Raw genomic sequence first — 21,314 nt, 5'->3', positions numbered from 1 at the left:
CGCCGTGGCTCACGAGTCGAGGCGGTAGTGCGACGCCAGGAAACGCAGGGTCTCGGTCACCCGCTCCGGCAGCGAGGAGCACTTGCCCGCCAACCGGGCGAGCTCGTCGAACCGGGCGGACAGGACGCGGGCCGCCACGTCCGGGCGGGAGACGAAACCGGGGACGCCTTCCAGCTCGAAGGAAGGCCCTGCGGTCTTGCCCGGCCGCCCCGACGGGAGGGTGACGAGCAGCTCGCCGACCGGGCGCAGCACTCCCGTCATCACGTCGATCGCCGTGTTCATCAGGGTCGAGCGGCGCAGGCTCGCATCCGGTTGTTGGCCGAAGTGCTGGACCATGAGCTCCAACATCATGGAGTAGGAGCGGTTGAACAACAGCATCAGCTCCCGCGCGGCGGGGTCGCTGACGTGTTCGCGGGAGCGGTCGTCCGCGCGCAGCGTCGGATTGCGCACCACGGGGTGGGCCGGTGTCCAGGGGGCACGCGCGGTGCGTCGCGCCCGGCTGTGCTCGGCCATGAGCAGGTCCGACAACCGCAGGAAGGTGTCGTAATGGGACTGCTCGTCGGTGTCGGCCCTCTCGGTGGTGCGCACCCCGCCCTCACCCTGTTCGGTCACGAAGTCGATGGCGAACAGCGCGCTGGGCAGGTCGTCCACTTCGAGTTGGTAGTCGGGGTGCTCGGTGTTGAGCGACCCACGCAGGAAGAGGTGGTGTTCTCCCCCGCCCCTGCCGGGTTCGACGGCGAACAGGCCGGGAACGCGTTGCAGTCCCTGTCGGATGCCGGCGTAGAGCTCGCTCAGCGAGTCGTACGTCACCCCGTTTCCGGCCGGACTCCGCCCGGGCGAGCCGGTGCGGTGCGCCTCGCCGTCGAGTCCCTCGGGCTGTTCGATCCGGACGAAACGCTGCAGGCTGCCCACGTGCAACGGTTCCAGGGCGAAGTCCAGCGGCACCATCAGGTCATGGTTGATCGACCCGAAGTCGATGTCGGGTACGTAGAACGGTTCACCGACGGCCATGAGGACGTTGTTGACCACCAGGAAGTGGATCATTTCCTCACGGGCGACCTCCAGCAGGGTTCCGCGGATGCCCCCGTCCCTGGTCTCACCGCCGTCGCCGCAGGCCAGGCGCAGCTGTTCCTCCGTCCAGGCACCGGTACGGACGTGTTCGCGCCCGGCACCGTAGGTCGGTACGGAAAACGCCGCGTACAGGTACTGCAGCATCACCGCGAGTTCGATGCGCACGCCGTGGCGCAGCGCCTCGACGAGCTCCCGTCGGGTCGTGATGCCGCCGTCCTCACGGGGGCGGACGGGTGAGGGGGTCGGCGTGGCGGCGGGTTCGCGCTGCTGCCGCAGGAACTTCAGCAGCAGCCGGGACTGGGGGAGGGTGAGGTCGCGGGTGGGCGGCATGTAGTAGGTCTTGTCCCTGTTCGCGGGGTCGCACATCTGCCAGATGAGATCCGGGTGTGTTTCGACCCGGAACCGGTCGGCGAGACTGAACACACCGCCGCGCATGAAGGAGTAGCACTGTTCGTAGCAGGCGAACACGTGCCGGTACAGCACGTCGAAGGTGACCTGCTCCTGGGGGATCTCGTCGAGGTGCCAGTGGTTCGGCAGCACCCGGACGGCCATCCACGCGACCGTGGACCAGTAACCGAGTTCGTCGTGGTTGTCGTAGCGGGCCGTCGCGGTCTCGGCACGCTCGTACCCGTCGTGTGGACCGTCCGTGGGATCGGTGCTGACCAGCAGTCGGGTGGCCCCGCCCCGCGCGCCCCGGACGGTGAACCGACTCCGTCCGGTGCGGTCGGGGGTGGTTTCGCACTCGCGTCCCCAACGGCCGTGATCGCCGCGCAGCCACACGAGCAGGACGTCGTCGGGGCGGGCCTCGGGGGAGGTGGCCGTCTCGTCGCGGGGCATGCTGCGCGGGTTGTGGAACTGGCGCACGTACACCCTCCCGGCCGGTGCCGGGTGTCCGAGGTGGAAGGTCCGGACGGTCACCTCGTGGTCGTGCTCGGCGCTGTCCGGGGCACGGGCGTGTTCGACGAACACGGCCGAGTCGTCGACGAGCACACGGGTTTCGAGTTCCTCGAACAGTGCTTCGCCCGGCTCCCGCTGGTCACGTCGTGCCAGGTACAGCCCCCGCGTCGCGGCGAGCCGGGATCCGCGCTCGGCGGGCACGGTCACCACACCGCTGCTGACTTCCGCGTGCTGGTAGTGCTCGCGGTCGAGGGTGGCGAGACGTTCCCCGGTTCCGCTCGTGCGCAGTTCGAGGTCACCGAGGTCGGCGACACCGGGCGGGGCGGGGTCCGGGGCCTCGGCGGCGGTCGGGGCCAACGCGTTGATCATGTTGAGGGTGACGAGGCCGTCAGCGACCTCGACGGTGAGGTTGGGCAGGTGTGCCGCGCCGGGGCCGGTCGGGGTGAGCAGCCGTCCGGGGGGTTCGGTACGCGGTTCCTCCGCGTTCCACGGCGCGATCGTGCCGTGCAGGGCCCACCGCCCGGGACTGTCCGGTTCCGGGGGCGGCGCCGTGTCGTACAGGCCGAACTGGACCACCAGACCGTCGACGCCCGGTGACCGCAGGAGCGAGCCCAGCCTGGTCACCGCCGGCGAGGCCGCGGACTCACGCAACCAGCGCAGCCCGTCCACGGTGCGCACCACGAACTGGTGGACGACGCAGCGGGGTTGGTTCCACCCGGCGTTGTCGTCGCCGTACCCGGCGGGGCCGAACCGGTGCCAGCGCGGTGGTTGGACTCCCCGGACGGGACCGGTGACCATGTATCCGGTGTCCAGGGAGCGGTCGAGACGTCCGAAGCAGAAGTGCCCGACCATCAGCGTCGTCGTCCAGTTCGACGAGGGGTCGATGTCGAAGACCCGAGCGCGGTTGAACGTGGTGGCCAGGTACTCGTTGTAGTGGCCCCACATGTCGACGCCGCGTCCGACCACGGGGTCGTCCCGACGGACGTCGCCGGGACGGGTTTCCACACTGACCACACCGGCTTCGACACGGAAGTGGCCGCTGCCCGCGAAGTTCGGGCCGGTGCCCGCGCTGAACACGCCGTCGGGGTCGCGCCGGCCCCTCGCGTCGACCGCGGGACCGCGCCGGCGGAGGTACTCCTGGTACTCGCGCGGGTCACGTTCGAGCGGGAAAGGCCCCTCCTCGGTGAGCGCGGTGTTCGTGGCCACGTCGAACAGTCCGCTGCGTGGGCCGGTGGGCAGACTCGTCCAGGCAGTGCCGGCGAAGTGCAGGCGTGGAACGTCGAAAACGCTCATCGCGGCCCCCTGCTCGGCGCCGCGGCGGTGGGCGTTCGCTCGTCGGAGTGCTCGTCGATCGCGGTGACCGCCCGCAACGCCGACTCGATGGCGCCGTTGACCCACGCCGGTGTCGACGAGCAGTGCTCCCCAGCGAAGAACACGCGTCCCTGCGGCCGCAGAGCGAGGAGGCGTTCCCACTCGCACTCCTCGGAGTCCTTGCCCCAGCGGGTCACCCCGGCACCGTTGGTGAACGGGTGCTCGCCCCACGCCAGACTCACCACCTCGCGGACCATGCCCGCCCGGTGCAGCTCCGGGTGCATACGTCCGGCTTCCTCGAGCACCACGGCGTGCCGGTGTTCCCGCGGCATCCTGCCGAGGACGTCGGCGTCGTTGCCCATCGTGTAGCTGGCCATCAGCACGGCCCCGTCCCCGCGGTTCTCGTCCGGAGCGGGATAGAACACCTGTCGGATCCGCCCGCCGCCGAACGAGGCCCCGCCGACGATGCCGTCCCGTTCCCAGAACGGTTCGTCGCAGTGCACCGCCACCTTCGTCGCCGACCAGTACCGCACCTGTCTGATCAGCTCCCGCTTGTCCGCGCTGAAGCCCGACACCGGCATGTGGCGCAGCACCGAGAACGGGATGGTGCACAACACGTACTCGCAGTGACGTGTGCCGACCGTGTTGCCGTCGCGGACGCGCAGCACGGTGTGGTCATCGCACTGGTCGATCCCGACGACCTGCTGCCCGCATGTGAGAGGGCCTCTGATCCGGTCGACCAGACGGTGCACGAGCTGGTCCATGCCACCGGACAGGCGCACGAGGTCCGGGCTCGTCTCGTTGATGACGTCGTGCAGGAAACGGGCCAGTCGCCCACTGCAACTCGTGCGCAGATGCGTGTTCTCGGCGAAGTAGGCGTGCAGGTCGATCCTATCGTGCGCGGGTCCGACCAGGTAGGGGGTGAGATCGGTTTCCTCGACGAGGTCCAGCAGCTCGTGGTGCAGGCTCTCGTCGAGGTTCGCGCGGAAACCGGTCGGCGAGATCGCGTCGGACAGCGCGGCCAGCCAGGCACCGAACAGCACGGTGTTGTCGCTGTAGCGGCTCCGACCCAGCTTCCGGCTGAACTCCGCGACCAGCACCCGCGAGGCGTTTTTCGTGCGCAGGTGTCCGGAGCGGGTCGCCAGGTAGGTGTCGTCCTGGGACAGCAGCGTTCTGAACGTCCGGACGTGCTCCGTCAGCCCCAGTTCGCGGATGTAGTGCCACGTGTGGTGGTGTTCCGCGGGAACGCGCATCGCCCCGAGCTCCACGTAGGGCGCGTCCGGCCCGGTGCCGAAACGGTGGGTTCGGATGCGGCCGCCCGGCCTCGTGTCGGCTTCGAGAATCTCGACGTCGTGTCCGAGCCGTTCGAGTTCGTAGGCGGCCACCAGCCCGGCGATCCCGGCGCCGAGCACAGTGACCTTCCTGCGGGTTCCGCCCACGACGGCACGTGGCCGCACGGGCTCGCCGACCACGTTCTCGTTGGACACGAGATCACCTCATTTCACGGGGTTTCGGGATCGACGGAGCGTCCGGCACGGAACGTCGCCCCACGCCGCACGGCACCTCACTCCCACGACGGTGCCCTCCGCTTCCGGCGGCGCCTACTACGCACCCGAGTAGTCCTGCGGTCTCCGCCCGGCCGGGCGGTCGGTGACCGCCTCCGTTTCCCAGCACGTCCGTGCGGGTTCGTCGCGGAAGCCCCGCGTATCCGTCGCGGGCGGTCGCGTCGAGGCTCTACGGTCGCCCTTCGCCACACCCGTGGAGAGAAAAAGACCCTGGGAACGAACGAGGGGAGACCCGTTGCGGGTTCTGATCGCGACGACACCGGGAGCCGGTCACGTCGCACCGATGCTGTCCGTCGCCGAGGAACTCGTCGGGCGCGGACACCGCGTGCGCTGGTACACCGGCGCGGCGTTCCGGGAGTCCGTCCGCCGTTCCGGAGCGCGGTTCGAACCCATGCGCGCCGCCTACGACTTCAGCGGGATGACCCGGGAGCAAGCCTTCCCCCACCACGCCGGTCTCACCGGGCTGAACGGCATGACCACGGGCTTCCGGGAGATCTTCCTCGACCCGGCACCGGACCAGATGGCCGATCTGCTCGACCTGGTCGAAGTCGAGCCCCCCGACGTGCTCGTCACCGACGAGACCATCTTCGGCGCCGGGTTCGCCCGTGAGCACCTCGGTCTGCGGCAGGTGTGGGTGTCCACCTCGGTGTACCTGTTCAGCAGCCGTGACACCGCCCCGTTCGGACTCGGCCTGTTCCCGAGCACCGCGCCGTGGGCCCGTGTTCGCAACGCGGCGCTGCGTCTGGCCGCGCATCACGTCGTCCTGCGTGGTCTGCGGCGCCACGGCGACCGGATCCGTTCCCGCGTCGGGCTCGCACCGATGCGCAAGGGCCCCTTCGAGAACGTCGTGCACCCGCCGGACCTGTACCTGATGAGCACGGTGCCCTCGTTCGAATACCCCCTCGGCGACATGCTGCCGCAGACGCGCTTCGTGGGACCGCTCCAGTCGGCCACGGTTCCGGACGGGGACCTGCCGCCGTGGTGGGACGAGCTCGACGGTCGCCGACCGGTCGTGCACCTCACGCAGGGAACGGTGGCCAACGACTGGCGTCGGCTGCTCGCACCCGGTCTTGAGGCCCTGGCCGAGGAGGACGTGACCGTGATCGCCACCACGGGCGCCGATCCCGAGGACCTGGACCTGGGACCGCTGCCGGGGAACGCGCGTCTGTGCCGCTTCGTCCCGCACGCCCACTTGCTGCCGAGAACGGACGTGATGGTGACCAACGGGGGCTATGGCGGTGTCAACAGCGCTCTGTCGCACGGAGTTCCGCTCGTGGTCGCCGCCGCGACCGAGGAGAAGCACGAGGTGGGTCAGCGTGTCGCGTGGAGCGGGGCCGGGATCCACCTGAGGAAACGGCGGTTGTCGCGGCACGACATCCGCGACGCCGTGCGGCGTGTCCTCTCGGAACCGTCCTTCGTTCGGCGGGCCGGGGAACTGCGTGCGGAATACCGCGACCACGGGGGGCGCAGCGAGGCGGTGGACCGCATCGAGGAGCTCGTCTCAGGCGGGCCGAGTACAGGACCGTCGGCTCCACGGCGGTCCGGCGGATCGGAAACGGAGAAGCCGTGAACCAGGACAACGAGAGAACCTCGCTCACCGACCCACCCTCCGAGGGTGTCGACACCGACCGTGTCCGGCGGATGTACGACGACCACACCGACCTCTTCGCCCGGATCTGGGGCGAGAACCTGCACTTCGGCTACTGGGGGTCCGGCGTGGCCGATACCTCCGTCGCGGAGGCGACCGACCGGATGACCGACGAACTGCTCACGAGACTGCCCTGTTCCCCGCAGGAGCACGTGCTCGACGTGGGATGTGGTGTGGGCCTTCCCGCGCTGCGGCTCGCGCGGTCGCGCCGCGTTCGTGTCACCGGTGTCTCGATCAGTGTTCCGCAGGTCTCGCGGGCACGCGCCAACGCGGAGGAGTCCGGGCTCTCCGACGACGTCACGTTCCGCTACGGCGACGCGATGGAGCTGCCTTTCGCGGACGACACCTTCGACGCGGCGTGGGCGCTGGAGTCGCTGCATCACACGAGCGACCGGACACGCGCCCTGCGCGAGATCGGACGGGTCGTGCGCCCCGGAGGGGCGTTGGCCGTGGCCGACTTCGTCCTCACCGGACCCGTGTACGGGCGGGAGCGGGACACGGTGGAGGCGTTCCGGGCCGGAGGCGGGGTGCGCAGTCTCGGGACGATCGAGGACTATGTGGACGACCTGCGTCGAGCCGGTCTGGACGTGGTCGAAACGCTGGATGTGAGCATTCAGGCTCGTCCCTCGCTCACCAGACACGCCGAGTTCTTCCGGAACGAGAGACACCGGCTGGTCCCCCACATGGGCGAGCGAGAGGTGGACCGCATGATCCGGACCCTGGAACGGCTCGGTGACATGCCGCAGGCCGGCTACGTCCTGCTCTCGGCGCGGGTGCCGTGAAGTCCGAGAAGGTTCCGAGCACCGTGGTGCCTCCGGTGTGTCCGGTCCGGCACCGCGGACGACCACGACAGCCGCGCGGGCGGCGACGGAGGGAGGACACGAGGTGTCAGCGGACGAGATGCTGGCAGCACGGCCAGCACTGTGGGACGGAGGTCACGAGTTCTTCGCCTGGGCGCGCCGCATGCGCGCCGAGCACCCGGTCGCGCACGAGACGACGACCAACACCTGGCACCTGTTCCGGCACGAGGACATCCGCCGGATCCTCTCGGACCCGAGTACGTTCTCGGCCGAGCTGGACCGCGTCATGCCGATCGAGACCTTCACACGGGGCAACATCGCCACCATGGACCCCCCTCAGCACCCGCGGATGCGCAAACTGGTCAACCAGGCCTTCACGGCCCGCACGGTGCAGGACCTCGGAGAGCGGATCCGCGCGGTCAGCGACGAACTGCTCGGCCACGTCGAACGGCGCACCGAGTTCGACCTCGTCTCGGAGGTGACCTACCAGCTTCCGATCATCATCATCGCCGAGCTGCTCGGCGTTCCCGCCGGAGACCGTGAGCTGTTCCGGTCCTGGGTGGACGACATGCTCGACCCGCCCTACGATCAGCTCACCGACCTGCTTGACAACGAGGCGGTGATGAACGCCCGGAGGGCCCTGGACGACTACCTGCTCGAGAAGGCCCACCAGCGCCGCCGGGAGCCGAGGCAGGATCTGATCAGCCGACTGGTCTCCGCCGAGGTCGACGGCGAGAGGCTGGCCGACGAGGACGTCGTCGGCTTCGCCTCGTTCCTCCTGCTCGCCGGTAGTCTCACCACGACCGTGCTGCTCGGCAACACCATGCGCTCGCTGGCCGAGAACCCGCGGGCAGACCTCCGGGTCCGCGAGGACCCCGCCCTCGTCCCACAGCTCGTCGAGGAGGTCCTGCGCTATCGTCCCTCGTTCCTGCCGGCTCGGCGCGTCACACTGCACGACGTGGTCGTCTCCGGGGTCGAGATCCCCGCCAACAGCTTCCTGACCGGTTCGATCATGTCGGCCAACCACGACGAGGAGGTGTTCGCGCAACCGGACCGGTTCGACATCCACCGCACCGACAACCCGCATCTGGCCTTCGGGCACGGTGGACACTTCTGCCTGGGCGCGCCGTTGGCCCGTCTGGAAAGCCGCACTCTGCTGGAGATGCTGTTCACCCGCATGCCCGATCTGGAGCTCGCTGCCGACAGCACGATCCCGATCTACGGCAATCCGGACGTGTTCGGTCCCAAACGGCTTCCGGTCACCCGCGGTCGGCGCGGCGGTCGTGTGTGACGGCGTCCCCTCGGCCGGTCGTGTCAGGGCTCGAACCGCTCCAGCTCCCGCACGACCGTGGCGGCGGTGGGCTGGCGGTGGATCTCCCGAACGAGGTCCGAGGCGGCCGTCGAGAACGAGGGGTCCGACAGCACCTCGGTGAGTGCCTCGCGCACCGCCGCCGGACCGGCCCGTTCCCGGGGCACATGCAGGCCGGCACCACACCGGCTGATCTGGTGGGCGTTGATGCCCTGGTCAACGATCTGCGGCAACACCACCTGCGGCACACCGAGAGAAGCGGCGGTCAGCATGGTCCCTCCGCCCCCGTGGTGGACGACGGCCGCGCAGGTGGGCAGGATCATTGACAGCGGCACGTAGTCCAGCACCCGCACGTTCGGCGGAGGGTTCTTCGCGAGTCGGGGGAACGTCCTCGCGGCACCGGGCACGACGACCTCGACGTCGAGGTCGCGTAGGCAGTCGAGGACCTCCGGTAGCTGTGCGGTGTCCTGCGCGGCGAACCCGCTGGTGGTGAGCCCCCCGCTCAGGCAGACCCGCGGGGTGTCGGCGGGGGTGCGGATCCAGTCCGGCTCCGTGGCTCCTCCGGCGTAGGGGGTGTAGCGCATCGACGACCGCGACGACCGCGTCGGCAGCCTCAGCGTCGGCGGGCACAGGTCGACCGTCCACCGGGCTCCGCCACGCGTCGCCGTCACCCCGAAACGCTCGAACAACGCGGTGAGTTTCGGGCAGACCAGTTGCCGTTCGATCTCGGGTGAGCGCTCCTCCAGGACGTCCGGGCTGATCACGAGCCTGACGTCGGGCACCTCGTGGACGCGGGCGGCCACCGGTGCCGCGAGGGTGGTCTGTTCCCAGACGAGCAGCTCGGGTTCCCACCGCCCGGTGAGGGCGACGAGGTCGTCGACCATCGCCTCGGCGACTAGGGTGAAATGCGTCTGCATGGCCAGCCATTTGAACCGCTCGGTTTCCGGGACCGTGCCCTGGCTCTGGTAGCACACCGCAGGGTCACGCAGGGTGTCGTGAACCCGGCTCAGCGTCGGATCGGAGCGCAGCGTCGCGATGTCGACCTCGTGGCCCACGGGGAGCATCGTCAGGCCCGCCGAGACCACCGTTTCGGACAAGGCGGGTTGGCTCGCGACGGCGACCTCGTGCCCGGCGGCCCGGAACGCCCAGGCCAGTGGCACCATGGGTTGGAAGTGCGTGGACCACCCCCAGGACACGAACAGGACGCGCATGATCCTCCCTCGTGGCGGTATACGACCGATGTGACTGTGCCGGTGGCACACTAGGCCGTGGGACTCCCTTTTTCCGGCCGAAGCGACCGGCGGAACCGAATCCGACGCGGACGCGCGGGGTGGCCCTCACCAGATGTGAGCGGGGTGGACGTGCGCTGACCCGGTGCTACCGGCGCCTCCCCCCAGGGCCGGCGCGTGCGGGAGGTGAGCGGCACCGCGCGGGGAAGAACCACTCGGCTGCGTGGGTTGCCCGCGCGCTACGTCCTGCCGACACCGGGGCGCGTGCCGACGAACAGCCCCCGGGGTGAGAGGCGCTCCTCGAGGTGGACCGCATCGCAGCCGGCCCGCCGGAAGGCACCGAGGTAGTCGTCCCTGTCGAAGAGCGTGATCAGCTGTGTGTCCGTGAAGTGCCGGACCCCGCCGTCGTCGGCCAGCAGGTAGTGCGCCTCCACACGGGTGGCACCTCCCTCCCGCGTGGAGCGCGCCACCCGCGCCACCGTCCGCGACTCGTCGCGGACCACGTCACCGGCGACGTAACCGTCGAGGAACCTCTCGGGGAACCACCACGGGTCGACGAGCAGCACACCGCCGGGAGCCAGGTGGGCGGTCATCCGGCCGAGGGCGCTGACGAGCTCGTCGACCGTTTCCATGTAGCCCACCGAACTGAACAGGCACGTGACGACGTCGAAGGTGCCCGCGAGCTCGAAAGTGCGCATGTCGGCGTGGTGCAGCGGTACCGAGGGAAGTTTCTCCCCGGCGACGCGCAGCATCGGTTCCGACAGCTCCAGTCCCTCGACGTGTGGCACGCTCTCCCTCAGGTACCGCAGGTGCTCCCCGGTGCCGCAGGCCACGTCGAGCAGCGAAGCGACTCCGGTGGTGCGGGCCCGCACCACGTCCATGATCTGCTCGACCTCACCGCGAAAGTCCTTGCCCCGTCCGCGGTAGACGAGATCGTAAACACTGGCCATTTCGTACTCGTACATGCCTGCCCCCGTCCTCGCGGCGGTGTCCCCGGGCACTTCGGAGGCGCCCGCTGGTGAGACTACCGGGATTTCCCGCGCGACCAACCCGGTCGAACGCGTGGGTTCTCGCCACGACGAGACCCGCTGCGGCCGTGCTCATCCCACGCGGTTACGCGATGCACGATCACCGCCGCCGAGCGGGAGCATGTGTCGTCGCGACCCTCGCTACCGCCGCACACGCCGCGGCGAGCCGACACGGGCGAGACCAGCCCACGAGGAGGCACGAACAACGTGATCAACATCTTCCAGCCCACCGTCGGAGAGGACGAGCTCGCCGCCGTACAGGAGGTGTTCGACAGCGCGTGGCTCGGGCGGGGCGAACGTACGAAGCGGTTCGAACGCGCCTTCGCCGCACACATCGGGGCCGGGCCCGAGCATGTGGTGTCGACGAACTCGTGCACCGAAGCCCTCTTCCTGGCCGTGCGGCTGCTCGGGATCGGCACCGGCGACGACGTGGTGCTGCCGACCGTCAACTGGGTGGGAGCGGCCAACGCCGTCGCGGCCTCCGGCGCCCGCCCCGTCTTCTGCGACGTCGACCCGCGCGCCCTGAACCCCACCACGGACCACGTCGACGAGGCACTCACGGACCGGACCAGGGCCGTGCTGCTGCTGCACTACGGCGGCCATCCCGGGCACGTGGCCGAGATCGCCGCACTGTGCCGCGAGCGCGGTCTCCGTCTCATCGAGGACACCGCCTGCGCGGTGGCCTCACGGGTACGCGGAACCGCGTGCGGCACCTTCGGCGACATCGGAGTGTGGAGCTTCGACGCGATGAAGATCCTCGTGACCGGTGACGGCGGAATGCTCTACGCCCGCGACCCGGAGCTCGCCTCCCGCGCCGACCGCGACACCTACCTGGGGTTGAAGGAGCGCAGCGGCCTCGACCGCGCGCGCTCGGATGCCTCCCGCTGGTGGGACATCGACGTCTCCACGTTCGCCCGCCGCAGCATCATGAACGATCTCGCCGCCGCCGTCGGCACCGTCCAACTGCGGCGACTCGGTGAGTTCGTCGAACGGCGCCGGGCCGTCGTCGAACAGTACGACCGCGGGTTCGCCGACGTCGAGGGCATCACCTGCCCTCCGCCCCTGCCGGAGGATCACGAGTCCTCCCACTACCTGTACTGGGTCCAGCTGCGGGACGGTCCCAGTCGGGATCGGCTCGCCCACCACCTCTACCGTCAGGGCGTCTACACGACCTTCCGCTATCCGCTGCTTCACCGGATAGCGGCCTACGACTCCGGGGCCAGTCTGCCCGGTGCCGAACACGCGGCCGAGGTCACCTTGTGCCTGCCCCTGCACCAGGCGCTCAGCGACTCCGACGTCGCTGAGGTCGTCCGGCTCGTGCGCGAGCACGCCGCCCACGACGTGGCACTCGCCTCCACGGGCGAGGGGCTGCGATGACGGCGTTCGCCTGTCCCCTCGGCAACGGGTCCGGTTCCCGCGAGGACCTGGGCGCACGCACGGCGCGCTCGGCCCTGACCGACTCCGAGTCCACGGTGGAGGAGCTCCTCGACTGGCTCGCGCTGTGCCGCGAGCGTGCCGCCGCGCGCATCCGTCGTGTCCCCCTCGGGGAGCTCGACGGGTGGGGATTCGACCCGGAAACGGGGAATCTGTCCCATGACAGTGGGAGGTTCTTCAGCGTCGAAGGCCTGGAGGTCCACACCGACCACCACGCGCGCGGCACCTGGCGTCAGCCGATCATCAACCAGTCCGACATCGCCGTCCTCGGTGTGCTGGCCAAGGAGTTCGACGGGGTTCTGCACTTCCTGATGCAGGCCAAACTCGAACCGGGAAACGTCAACGCGATCCAGCTCTCGCCGACCGTGCAGGCCACCTCCAGCAACTACGGTCGGGCCCACCACGGCAGCGCCACACCCTGTGTCGAGTACTTCACCGACCCCGGCCGGGCCCGGGTGCTGACGGACGCGTTGCAGTCGGAACAGGGCACGTGGTTCCTGCACAAGCGCAACCGCAACGTGATCGTGGAGACCTCGGAGGAGGTGGAGGTCCGGGACAACTTCCGCTGGCTGACGCTCGGGCAGATCCACGCGCTCCTGCGAGTACCCAATGTGGTCAACATGGACGCGCGCACCGTGCTCGGCGCGCTTCCGTTCGCCCCGGCCGCGAATCCGTCGGCACGACTCCGGACCACCGACGAGCGCTTCGGCCGGGCGCTACGCCGCTCCCTGGGCGTCGGAGAGGCGGCCGATCCGGCGCGCATGACCGAGATCCTGAGCTGGATCACGCGGCAACGAAGCCGCCACGTGCTGGTGACACGCCCCGTCCCGTTGCGGGAGGTGCACGACTGGAGTCTCGGCCCCCGTGGACTCACCCATCGCCACGGCCGGTACTTCGACGTCGTCGGGGTCACGGTCACCGCCGAGGGGCGCGAGGTCTCCAGCTGGTCGCAGCCCCTGCTGCGACCGTGTGGCACCGGGGTGAACGCCCTCCTCGTGCGGGAGTTCGACGGGATCGTCCACGTTCTGGTCCGCATCACGGTCGAACCCGGTTACCGCGAGACCGTCGAGCTGGGGCCCACCGTCCAGTTCCGCCCGCACGACCACGCGCACCTGCCCGCCTCGCGATGGCCCCGGTTCCACGACGTCGTCTCCTCGGCGAGCGGCACCGTCCACTACGACGTGGTGCAGTCCGAAGAGGGAGGACGCTTCCACCACGCGCTGAACCGCTACCTCGTCGTCGAGGTCGGTGCCGAGTTCCCCACCTCGGTCCCGGAGGACTTCGCGTGGCTGACGCTCGGACAGCTCGTCGCCCTGCAACGACACAGCAACTATCTCAACATCGAAGCTCGCAGCCTCGTCTGCTGCCTGCAGACCCTGTGGTGACCACCGCCACCGACGTTTTCGGAGGGACCATGCCCGAGCTCACGCGACTCGGCCGGACCGCGCTCCTCGTCAGCAGGATCGGTCTGGGAACCGTGAACTTCGGCGGACGGGTCGACGAACCCGAGGCGCACCGTCTGCTGGACCACGCCAGGGACAACGGCGTCAACCTCGTCGACACCGCCGACATGTACGGCTGGAGGGTCTACAAGGGGCACACCGAGGAGACCATCGGCACGTGGTTCAAGCGGGGCGGTGGGCGACGGGAGTCCACCGTGCTGGCCACGAAGGTCGGCAACCCCATGAGCGAGGCACCGAACGAGAGCGGCCTGTCGGCGCGCCACATCATCGCCGGCTGCGAGCAGTCGCTGCGCCGCCTGGGCACCGACTGGATCGACCTCTACCAGATGCACCACATCGACCGCACCGCCTGCTGGGAGGAGATCTGGCAGGCCATGGAGGTACTCGTCACCCAGGGCAAGATCCGCTACGTCGGCTCCTCCAACTTCGCGGGCTGGCACCTCGCCCGGGCACAGGAGACCGCCACCCGTGGGAACGCGCTCGGTGTGGTCTCCGAGCAGTGCCTGTACAACCTGCTGAGCCGACACGTCGAGCTGGAGGTGCTACCCGCCGCCCGGCAGCTGGGGATGGCTGTGCTGCCGTGGTCGCCGCTGCACGGCGGAGCGTTGAGCGGGGTGGTGCGCACAAGGAACGCGGGGGCGGCGGTCAAGGGCGCGCAGGGCCGCGCCGCCACCGCGCTGCACCGCCACGAACACACCATCCGGGCCTACGAGGACTTCTGCGCGCGACGGAACAGCGACCCCGCCGAGATGGGCGTGGCGTGGGTGCTGTCCCGGCCGGCCGTGACCTCCGCCATCGTCGGCCCCCGCACCGTCGAACAGCTCGACGGGGCCCTGCGTGCGTGTCGGACGCGGCTCACGCGGGAGGAACTGGAGCGTCTGGAGGAGTTGTTCCCCCCTCCCGGCAACGGCGGTCCCGCCCCCGAGGCGTGGCTGGACTAACGGGACCCCGGCGCGGGCACCGGGGTGAGGTCCCCTCGTGGTGCCTCAGGCCCTGCGCATCGCCCGTGTCCCCACGAACAGCCCGATCAGCACGACCACGGCGGCCGCGACCGCACCCCACACGGCCTCCCAGCCGAACCGCCCGGCGAACAGGGCCCGTTCCGCCTCGACGATGTAACTCAACGGGTTGAACGCGGCGACCACGCGCATCCACCCTGGCCCCTGCTCCAGCGGGAGCAGCATCCCGGACAGGATCATCAGCGGGAACAGCACTGCCTGTTGGATGGTCCAGAACATCCAGTCCTGGTTCTTCACCGCCAGCGCCAGCGCGTAGCTCAGCGCTCCGAAACCCACTCCGAACCCCGCCAGGATCACCAGCCCCAGCAGCGCACCCACCGGGTTCGGCAGGAACCCGAAGGGCAGCGTGATGAGGATCAGCACGCAGGCCTGCACCGTCAGCGGCACCATCTCCTTGAGCGCCCGCCCGATGAGCAGCGGTCCGCGGCGAAGCGGGAGGACCAGCGTGCGCTCGTGCGCCCCGGTGTGCATGTCGAACTGGAGGTTCGAGCCGGTGGAGGCGGTCGCGAACAACGACACCATGACGAGCACGCCGGGCACGAACCAGTGCAGATCCAGTTCGCCAGCGCTGAAGCTGCTCAGCAGCGGCATGAACAGGCCGACGAAGACCAGTGGCTGTAGCAGGCCGAACACGATCGACAGCGGGTCGCGCAGCACCGGGCGCAGCTCGCGCAGGAACACGAGCCAGACGTCGGCCTGGACGTTGTTCGGGTGTGTCCGCCCGTTTCGGAGGCGAGGTGTGGGAACGGTCGTGTGGTCGGTCCGGGTCGTCATGGCGTTTCCTCCTCCGTCTCGGAGGTCTCGGTGGGGGCGGAGACTCCGGTGTCGCGCAGCGTACGGCCGGTCAGCACGAAGAAGACGTCGTCGAGCGTGGGTCGCTTGGTCTCCGTGCTGCGCGCGGGTACCCCGGCCCGCTCCAGTGCGAGCACGATCTTCGGAAGGCAGCTGCCGGCGGCGGGCACGGGCAGCTCCACCGTCCGGTCGTGGTGGACCGGGGCCTGGAACCCCGTTGCGGAGCCGTACTCACGCAGGTGCGGCAGCGCACGCTCGGCCTCGTGGTGGGAGTCGAACTCCAGTACCACCCGTTCGCCGATGAGGTTGGCCTTGAGTCCGGAGGGGGTGTCGTCGGCGATGACGCGTCCGTGGTCCATGACCATGACGCGTTCGGCGAACTGGTCGGCCTCGTCGAGGTAGTGCGTGGTCATGAACACCGTGGTGTCGTACTCCTCGCGGAGTCTGAGGATGTGACGCCACAGGTTCGCCCTGCTCTGCGGGTCGAGCCCGGTCGAGGGTTCGTCCAGGAACAGCAGCGACGGAGCGTGCACCAGCCCCATGGCGATGTCCAGGCGGCGACGCTGTCCGCCGCTGAGCGAGGAGACCATCCGGTTGGCCACCCAGCCCAGTTCGAGGCTCTCCAGCAGGGAGTCGGCACGTTGTGCGGCCGCGTTCTTGTCGATGCCGTAGAACCGGCCCTGCATGACGATCTCGTCACGGACCCGCTGGTTGTGCCCGGCGCTGTTCATCTGACCGACGTATCCGATCCGGTGACGCACGGCTGCGGGTTCGGTGCGGACGTCGCGCCCGGCCACGCGGGCGGCTCCCTCGGTCGGTGGCAGCAGGGTGGTCAGCAGTCTCAGGCTGGTCGTCTTCCCGGCGCCGTTCGGGCCGAGGAAGGCAACGAGTTCACCCGGGTCGACGCGTACGTCGAGCCCGCGCACCGCCCGGACCCGCTTGTTCCCCGAGGCGAACGTCTTGGTGAGCCGCTCGGCCTCGATAGCTTTCGTACTCATGCCGGACATGCTAGAAAAAATTCAGGTCAAACCCTGTCCGGAATTCCACGATCACTCCGATCGGTATACGCGAACCGCACCGGCCCCGGGCCCGCCCGAGGAGGAGCACGTGAGCCACCCCACTCTCGCCCGGGTACTGCGGTTGCTGTCCCTGCTGCAGGCACGCCGGTTCTGGCCCGGTCACGAGCTGGCCGAGCGCCTCGGCACCAGCGAACGCACCCTGCGCCGCGACATCGACCAGCTGCGCGAGCTCGGCTACCGGGTCACCGCCGAACGCGGTTACCACGGCGGCTACTCCCTCGAAGCCGGAGCGAACCTGCCTCCCCTGCTGCTCGACGACGACGAACTCGTGGTGCTGGCCGTGGGCCTGCGCACGGTGGCCGCCCGCGCCGTGGAGCACACCGACGAGACCGCGCTGTCCGCGCTGGCCAAGCTCGAGCAGCTGCTTCCCGCCCGACTGCGCCGCCGGGTCTCGGCGTTGCAGTCGCACACCCTGCCGGTGGGTCCCGGCCCCTCCTCGTCCACGGCACCCGAGATGATCGCCCGCCTGGCCCTGGCCAGCAGGGACAGCGAACGCGTGCGGTTCGGCTACACCCAGGCGACCGGCACCAGGACGACATGCTTCGTCGAACCGCACTGTCTGATCTCCGCCGAGCAGGGCTGGTATCTCGTCGCCCGGGACCCGCACGAGGAGTCGTGGGAGGCGTTTCGGGTCAACCGCATCGACTCCTACGTCGCGACCGGGGAACGGTTCAGTCCGCACGAGCTGGACACACGGTGTGCCACGGAGATCGCCAACGCGGCCGCGGCGCGCTTCGCCCGCCGTCACGTCGGTCTGCTGCGCATCCACGCGCCGCTGGAGACGCTGCGGTCCCGGTTCGGGGCGTGGGTCCAGGACGCCCGGGCGGAGTCGTCGACGACCACCCTGCTGCCGATCAGCGCCGACAACCTGCCCGAACTCGTCTTCGGCATCGCCTGGATCCCGGAGGACTACCCCTACGAGATCCTGGAGTCACCCGAGCTCGCCGCCTTCGCGCGTTCGCTCGGCTCCCGGCTGCTGCACGCGGCCTCCCGACACGAGCGCTAGTCAGCGTGGGGACGTTCCGCACGCGCTCCGTCGCGGCGTACTCGGTTCCCCCGCACCCCACCCACGTGGGCCCGCTAGCCGAGTCCGAGCACCGAGCGGTGACGCCACGCCAGCCGCAGACACCCACGGGCCGAATCCCGGGTACCGGGGTGGTCGGCGTAGCGGTGCACGCTTTCCTGTTCGAACGGGATCCCCCGGCCGTCCGGACCGGTGAGGACGGTTCCTTCCTGCCCGTTGACGGCGATCCGGGCGAACACGCTGTCGAACACCGGGGCGTCGAGAACGCAGGCGGTGAGAATTTCGGCTTTCCAGGTGAGCGGGTCCAGCCCGATCCCCAGCACCCACGGCACCACCCGGCCCGCCGAACGCGCCGCCTCCAGCTCGCCGTACGGCCACTGCCGGTGGTAGTCCGGCGGGGGCAGGCCACGCCCGTAGCCCTCCTCGAATCCGAGGAGCTCCTCGGCGTACTCGCGCAGCATCATGTGCCACAGGTCCAGGCCCGCGGCCGCCGAGCGGTCGTCGCAGTCGGCCGGGCTGAACTCCCCGGCGGGCACGGCCTGGAACATGCCGGGAGCCACGACCACCCGGTCGTCGTTCCTCCGGTGCAGGAAGAACCCCGCCTCCCGCTCCGAACGCCGGATCGTCAGGGTGACCACCCCCAGCCCCGTGGCCCGTCGCGACAGGTCGAAGGGGTCGGCGAGGAAACGTCGGTAGGCACCGGTGAACGGATCGGCCGCGTTCGCCGTTCGCACGGAGGACTCGTAGGCGAGGAACTCCGTGGTGTCGAGGTGGTCGAAGTAACGCGCGAGCACGAACCGCAGGCGCAGTCGCCCTTCGAGCGAGTGAACACCGACCGGACGGTAGATCCGGCCGTTGTAGAGCCGTCCCTTGCCGGCCACCCGGACCAGGGCCCGCCCGTAACTGGTGAACGGGCGTCCGTCCTCTCCGGGGGGAAGGAGAGCGGAGCTCCGTTCGCGGCAGGTCACCAGCGCCGCCTCGTCGGCCGCCTCGGCCCAGTCCAGCTCCACCTCCTCCAGGGGGCGAGGACGCGGGAGCACCCAGCCGGGCGCGGTGAGCATGGGAACCACCTCGTCCCGCCACTCGGGCGGGGCAGCCCGCCACGCGGCGGCGCGCAGCGCGGGCTGCCGTACGCGCATCCCGTCGACAACTCCCCGGAAGCGCTCCCGTTCGTCGAGCGCCCTACTCCGCACCATGGTCGGGAAGTTCCCTCCACCAGGTGTTGTCCTTCGCCCACGCGACGGTGCGCCGAACTCCCTCCTCGAGCGGAACCACGCAACGCCAGCCCAGCAGGTTCCGGGCGCGGCCGGTGTCGGGAACACGGCGGCGCAGGTCCTGGTAGCCGCTGCCCAGCGAACGGGACGTGTCGGTGCGCTCCACGCCGACGGCGTGCCCGGTCAACCGGCGGATGGTCTCCACCACCTCACGGACGGAGGTCTCGTCCGAACCGCCGATGTTGAGGCACAGCCCGTCGGCAGCGGGTGTGGAGACAGCGCGCAGCGTCGCCTCCACCGCGTCGTCGACGAAGGTGAAGCACCGGGTCTGCCCACCGTCGTCGTAGACCACCGGGGGGACGCCGCGCAGCGCGCGGTGCACACCGCGGCTGATGACGAAGGCGGGCCGTTGTCCGGGACCGTACACGTTGAAGTAGCGCAGTACTGTCGCCCGGACACCGTGCTGGTGCGCGAACGCGAACGTCACGTGCTCGGCCAGTGCCTTGCTCGTGGAGTAGCACCAGCGGTGTGCCGTCGTGCTGCCCAGAACCCGGTCGTCGTCCTCGTGCCACGGCACGTCCGGGTTCCTGCCGTAGACCTCGCTCGTGCTCGCCAGCACCACCTTGGCGCCGGTCCGCTCGGCCGCGTGCAGCACGTTCCTCGTGCCCTCCAACGCGGTGTCGACGACCTCCAGCGGCCGGTCGAGATAGCGGTCGACGCCGACGGTGGCGGCGAGGTGGAAGATCGCCTCGACCCGGTCCGGCACGACACGGGTGAGCTGCTCCGGAACACGGACGTCGGCACGCACGTGGCGCACCGTCCCGGGGTGTCGCGCGGGGTCGTGCTCGTGTGGCCACGGGGCGGCGTCCACGACGACCACGTCGTCCCCCCGTGCGAGCAGGCGTTCCACGAGATGGCTGCCGATGAAACCGCACCCGCCGGTCACCACGAAGCGGGACATGGACTCACCTCCCGACTCCGCGATAGCGGAACCCGCACTTCTCGATGCCGTCGATCACGTCCCCGGTGAAGTAGGCACGGCCGTCGAGCACCAGGCACCCCTCGGCGGTCGAGCGGGCGAGCTCACCGAAATCGAGGTTCTCCATCGCCCTGTGCCACGCCAGGACGGCGACGCAGTCGGCGCCGGAGGCGGCCTCGTAGGCCGAAACGCACGGGGGCACACCGAACATCGTCTCGACCTCGCGGGGATCGGCGAGGGGGTCGTACACCGACACCGACACCCCGCAGCGGCGCAACCGTTCGACCACCGGCAGCGTCGGGGTCTCGCGCAGGTCACCGGTGTTGTTCTTGTAGGCCAGCCCGAGCACGGCCACAGCGGACTCCCCCGGGGCACGGCCCCGCCCCCGCAGGTCCTCCAGGATCATCTCGCAGGTGTGGTGCGGCATCGAGTCGTTGACCTCGCGGGCCGTGGGGACGGTTCGCAGCTGCACGCCCCGCTCCCGCGCCGCCCGGTGCACCATCCACGGGTCCTTGGTCAGGCACGAGCCGCCGACACCGACGCTGGGAAGCAACACGTTGACCGGGCCGTTGCCGCGACGGATGGTGTTCGCCGCGGAGATGACCCCGAGCGAATCGACCCCGAAAGCCGCGCAGAACCTTCCCACCTCGTTGGCCAGGGCGATGTTGTGGTCGATCCACCAGTTGTCGACCAGTTTGACGATCTCGGCGGCCTCGACCGGTTCCACCGGGCGCACCTCGACGCCGAGACCACGCCGCCAGAACGCCTGCGCCGCGCGGGAGCTGTCCGGGCACCATCCCCCGACCACGATCGGGAAGGTGCCCAGCTCGTGGAGCGCGCTGCCTTCGGAAAGCCGTTCGGGGCTGAACGCGAGACCGAAGTCCTCGCCGCAGCGCAGTCCTCCGTTCTCCAGCAGTGGCACGAGGAGGTTCCTGGTCGTTCCCGGCGGCACCGTGCTCTTGACGATCACGAGCTGCCCCCGCCGCAGGTGCCGCCCGAGTTCGTGACAGGCGTGCCTGAGTTGCTCGTCGTCCAGGGTTCCGTCGTCCCGCACCGGGGTACCGACCGTGACCAGCACCACGTCGGCCTCGGAGAAGACCCGGCAGTCGTCGGTGACCGACAGGCGCGGGCCACCGAGCCACCGCCCCATGAGCTCGCTCAGCCCGGGCTCGTTGAACCGCACGTACCCCGCGTTGAGTTCCGCGACGCGCCCGGCGTCGCTGTCGACGCCGAGGACACGCGCACCCCGTTCGGCCAGGGTGGCGGCCACGCACGAGCCCACGTACCCGAGCCCGACGACGGCGACGGTCGGCTGTTCGGTATCCGCGAAAAAGCGCACATCCCGCTCCCCTCAACCCTCGTCCGGGTGAGATCGACGGCGAATCAGTGAATCTCCGGCGGATGCGGACAGCTCCGACGGAGTTTCTCCGGACCCTAGTCGTTCCCGGGTGT

General features: G+C 69.9%; 16 protein-coding genes. 7 read left to right on the top strand and 9 right to left on the bottom strand.

Annotated elements, in window-relative coordinates:
* Nucleotides 1-9 precede the first annotated feature (9 nt).
* Nucleotides 10-3,261 (bottom strand): ferritin-like domain-containing protein, encoded by a 3,252-nt coding sequence (locus CEP50_RS06390; protein ID WP_106113009.1) that lies wholly within the window; start codon nucleotides 3,259-3,261, stop codon nucleotides 10-12.
* Nucleotides 3,258-4,766 (bottom strand): flavin monoamine oxidase family protein, encoded by a 1,509-nt coding sequence (locus tag CEP50_RS06385; protein ID WP_106113008.1) that lies wholly within the window; start codon nucleotides 4,764-4,766, stop codon nucleotides 3,258-3,260. The genes CEP50_RS06390 and CEP50_RS06385 overlap by 4 nt, the downstream gene beginning before the upstream one ends.
* Before the next feature lie 313 nt (nucleotides 4,767-5,079).
* Here CEP50_RS06385 and CEP50_RS06380 point away from each other — a divergent pair, with 313 nt between their 5' ends.
* From CEP50_RS06380 to CEP50_RS06370, 3 genes are all read left to right on the top strand, one after another.
* Entirely contained in the window at nucleotides 5,080-6,414 is a 1,335-nt protein-coding gene (locus tag CEP50_RS06380; RefSeq protein WP_181188241.1) for a glycosyltransferase, read from the top strand.
* The gene (locus CEP50_RS06375) at nucleotides 6,411-7,274 is read left to right on the top strand and encodes an SAM-dependent methyltransferase (protein WP_106113007.1); all 864 of its coding nucleotides are present in this window, start codon (nucleotides 6,411-6,413) and stop codon (nucleotides 7,272-7,274) included. The genes CEP50_RS06380 and CEP50_RS06375 overlap by 4 nt, the downstream gene beginning before the upstream one ends.
* 103 nt (nucleotides 7,275-7,377) lie before the next feature.
* The gene (locus tag CEP50_RS06370) at nucleotides 7,378-8,583 is read left to right on the top strand and encodes a cytochrome P450 (RefSeq protein ID WP_146134750.1); all 1,206 of its coding nucleotides are present in this window, start codon (nucleotides 7,378-7,380) and stop codon (nucleotides 8,581-8,583) included.
* A 23-nt stretch (nucleotides 8,584-8,606) separates the two neighbouring features.
* On the opposite strand, the gene CEP50_RS06365 is transcribed toward CEP50_RS06370, so the two are convergent.
* Together CEP50_RS06365 and CEP50_RS06360 are read right to left on the bottom strand one after the other, a co-directional pair.
* Nucleotides 8,607-9,812 carry a nucleotide disphospho-sugar-binding domain-containing protein gene (locus tag CEP50_RS06365; protein ID WP_106113005.1) on the bottom strand — a complete coding sequence of 402 codons (1,206 nt, stop codon included), beginning with the start codon at nucleotides 9,810-9,812 and terminating at the stop codon, nucleotides 8,607-8,609.
* A 257-nt stretch (nucleotides 9,813-10,069) separates the two neighbouring features.
* Nucleotides 10,070-10,795 carry a class I SAM-dependent methyltransferase gene (locus CEP50_RS06360; protein WP_106113004.1) on the bottom strand — a complete coding sequence of 242 codons (726 nt, stop codon included), beginning with the start codon at nucleotides 10,793-10,795 and terminating at the stop codon, nucleotides 10,070-10,072.
* Between the two features lie 270 nt (nucleotides 10,796-11,065).
* Here CEP50_RS06360 and CEP50_RS06355 point away from each other — a divergent pair, with 270 nt between their 5' ends.
* From CEP50_RS06355 to CEP50_RS06345, 3 genes are read left to right on the top strand one after another with little or no spacing between them, the layout of a single operon-like run.
* Entirely contained in the window at nucleotides 11,066-12,235 is a 1,170-nt protein-coding gene (locus tag CEP50_RS06355; RefSeq protein ID WP_106113003.1) for a DegT/DnrJ/EryC1/StrS family aminotransferase, read from the top strand.
* Nucleotides 12,232-13,677 carry an NDP-hexose 2,3-dehydratase family protein gene (locus CEP50_RS06350; protein WP_106113002.1) on the top strand — a complete coding sequence of 482 codons (1,446 nt, stop codon included), beginning with the start codon at nucleotides 12,232-12,234 and terminating at the stop codon, nucleotides 13,675-13,677. The genes CEP50_RS06355 and CEP50_RS06350 overlap by 4 nt, the downstream gene beginning before the upstream one ends.
* A gap of 29 nt (nucleotides 13,678-13,706) precedes the next feature.
* Complete coding sequence (locus tag CEP50_RS06345; protein ID WP_106113044.1) at nucleotides 13,707-14,696, top strand: aldo/keto reductase; 990 nt, start codon at nucleotides 13,707-13,709, stop codon at nucleotides 14,694-14,696.
* 45 nt (nucleotides 14,697-14,741) lie between these two features.
* Here CEP50_RS06345 and CEP50_RS06340 read toward each other — a convergent pair whose 3' ends face one another.
* The gene (locus tag CEP50_RS06340) at nucleotides 14,742-15,548 is read right to left on the bottom strand and encodes an ABC transporter permease (protein WP_106113001.1); all 807 of its coding nucleotides are present in this window, start codon (nucleotides 15,546-15,548) and stop codon (nucleotides 14,742-14,744) included.
* Nucleotides 15,545-16,564 (bottom strand): ATP-binding cassette domain-containing protein, encoded by a 1,020-nt coding sequence (locus CEP50_RS06335; RefSeq protein WP_106113043.1) that lies wholly within the window; start codon nucleotides 16,562-16,564, stop codon nucleotides 15,545-15,547. The genes CEP50_RS06340 and CEP50_RS06335 overlap by 4 nt, the downstream gene beginning before the upstream one ends.
* 109 nt (nucleotides 16,565-16,673) lie before the next feature.
* Here CEP50_RS06335 and CEP50_RS06330 point away from each other — a divergent pair, with 109 nt between their 5' ends.
* On the top strand, nucleotides 16,674-17,651 hold the full coding sequence (locus CEP50_RS06330) for a helix-turn-helix transcriptional regulator (RefSeq protein ID WP_181188240.1): 978 nt from the start codon (nucleotides 16,674-16,676) through the stop codon (nucleotides 17,649-17,651).
* Between the two features lie 74 nt (nucleotides 17,652-17,725).
* On the opposite strand, the gene CEP50_RS06325 is transcribed toward CEP50_RS06330, so the two are convergent.
* From CEP50_RS06325 to CEP50_RS06315, 3 genes are read right to left on the bottom strand one after another with little or no spacing between them, the layout of a single operon-like run.
* The gene (locus tag CEP50_RS06325; protein WP_106112999.1) at nucleotides 17,726-18,865 is read right to left on the bottom strand and encodes a hypothetical protein; all 1,140 of its coding nucleotides are present in this window, start codon (nucleotides 18,863-18,865) and stop codon (nucleotides 17,726-17,728) included.
* Entirely contained in the window at nucleotides 18,852-19,844 is a 993-nt protein-coding gene (locus CEP50_RS06320) for an NAD-dependent epimerase/dehydratase family protein (RefSeq protein ID WP_106112998.1), read from the bottom strand. Before CEP50_RS06320 ends, CEP50_RS06325 begins: the two co-directional genes overlap by 14 nt.
* A gap of 4 nt (nucleotides 19,845-19,848) precedes the next feature.
* Nucleotides 19,849-21,201, bottom strand: a complete 1,353-nt coding sequence (locus tag CEP50_RS06315; RefSeq protein WP_106112997.1) for a nucleotide sugar dehydrogenase — start codon at nucleotides 21,199-21,201, stop codon at nucleotides 19,849-19,851.
* Between the last annotated feature and the right edge of the window lie 113 nt (nucleotides 21,202-21,314).

The sequence above is a fragment of the Actinopolyspora mortivallis genome, assembly GCF_003001495.1.
GTDB lineage: Bacteria > Actinomycetota > Actinomycetes > Mycobacteriales > Pseudonocardiaceae > Actinopolyspora > Actinopolyspora mortivallis_A.
This window is presented reverse-complemented; position numbering and strand designations above follow the sequence as displayed.

What these genes read in the sequence shown, in the direction of transcription:
- CEP50_RS06390 (WP_106113009.1), bottom strand. Translation starts at nt 3,261, where the DNA reads ATGAGCGTTTTCGACGTTCCACGCCTGCACTTCGCCGGCACTGCCTGG.
- CEP50_RS06365 (WP_106113005.1), bottom strand. Translation starts at nt 9,812, where the DNA reads ATGCGCGTCCTGTTCGTGTCCTGGGGGTGGTCCACGCACTTCCAACCC.
- CEP50_RS06360 (WP_106113004.1), bottom strand. Translation starts at nt 10,795, where the DNA reads ATGTACGAGTACGAAATGGCCAGTGTTTACGATCTCGTCTACCGCGGA.
- CEP50_RS06350 (WP_106113002.1), top strand. Translation starts at nt 12,232, where the DNA reads ATGACGGCGTTCGCCTGTCCCCTCGGCAACGGGTCCGGTTCCCGCGAG.
- CEP50_RS06345 (WP_106113044.1), top strand. Translation starts at nt 13,707, where the DNA reads ATGCCCGAGCTCACGCGACTCGGCCGGACCGCGCTCCTCGTCAGCAGG.
- CEP50_RS06340 (WP_106113001.1), bottom strand. Translation starts at nt 15,548, where the DNA reads ATGACGACCCGGACCGACCACACGACCGTTCCCACACCTCGCCTCCGA.
- CEP50_RS06335 (WP_106113043.1), bottom strand. Translation starts at nt 16,564, where the DNA reads ATGAGTACGAAAGCTATCGAGGCCGAGCGGCTCACCAAGACGTTCGCC.
- CEP50_RS06325 (WP_106112999.1), bottom strand. Translation starts at nt 18,865, where the DNA reads ATGGTGCGGAGTAGGGCGCTCGACGAACGGGAGCGCTTCCGGGGAGTT.
- CEP50_RS06320 (WP_106112998.1), bottom strand. Translation starts at nt 19,844, where the DNA reads ATGTCCCGCTTCGTGGTGACCGGCGGGTGCGGTTTCATCGGCAGCCAT.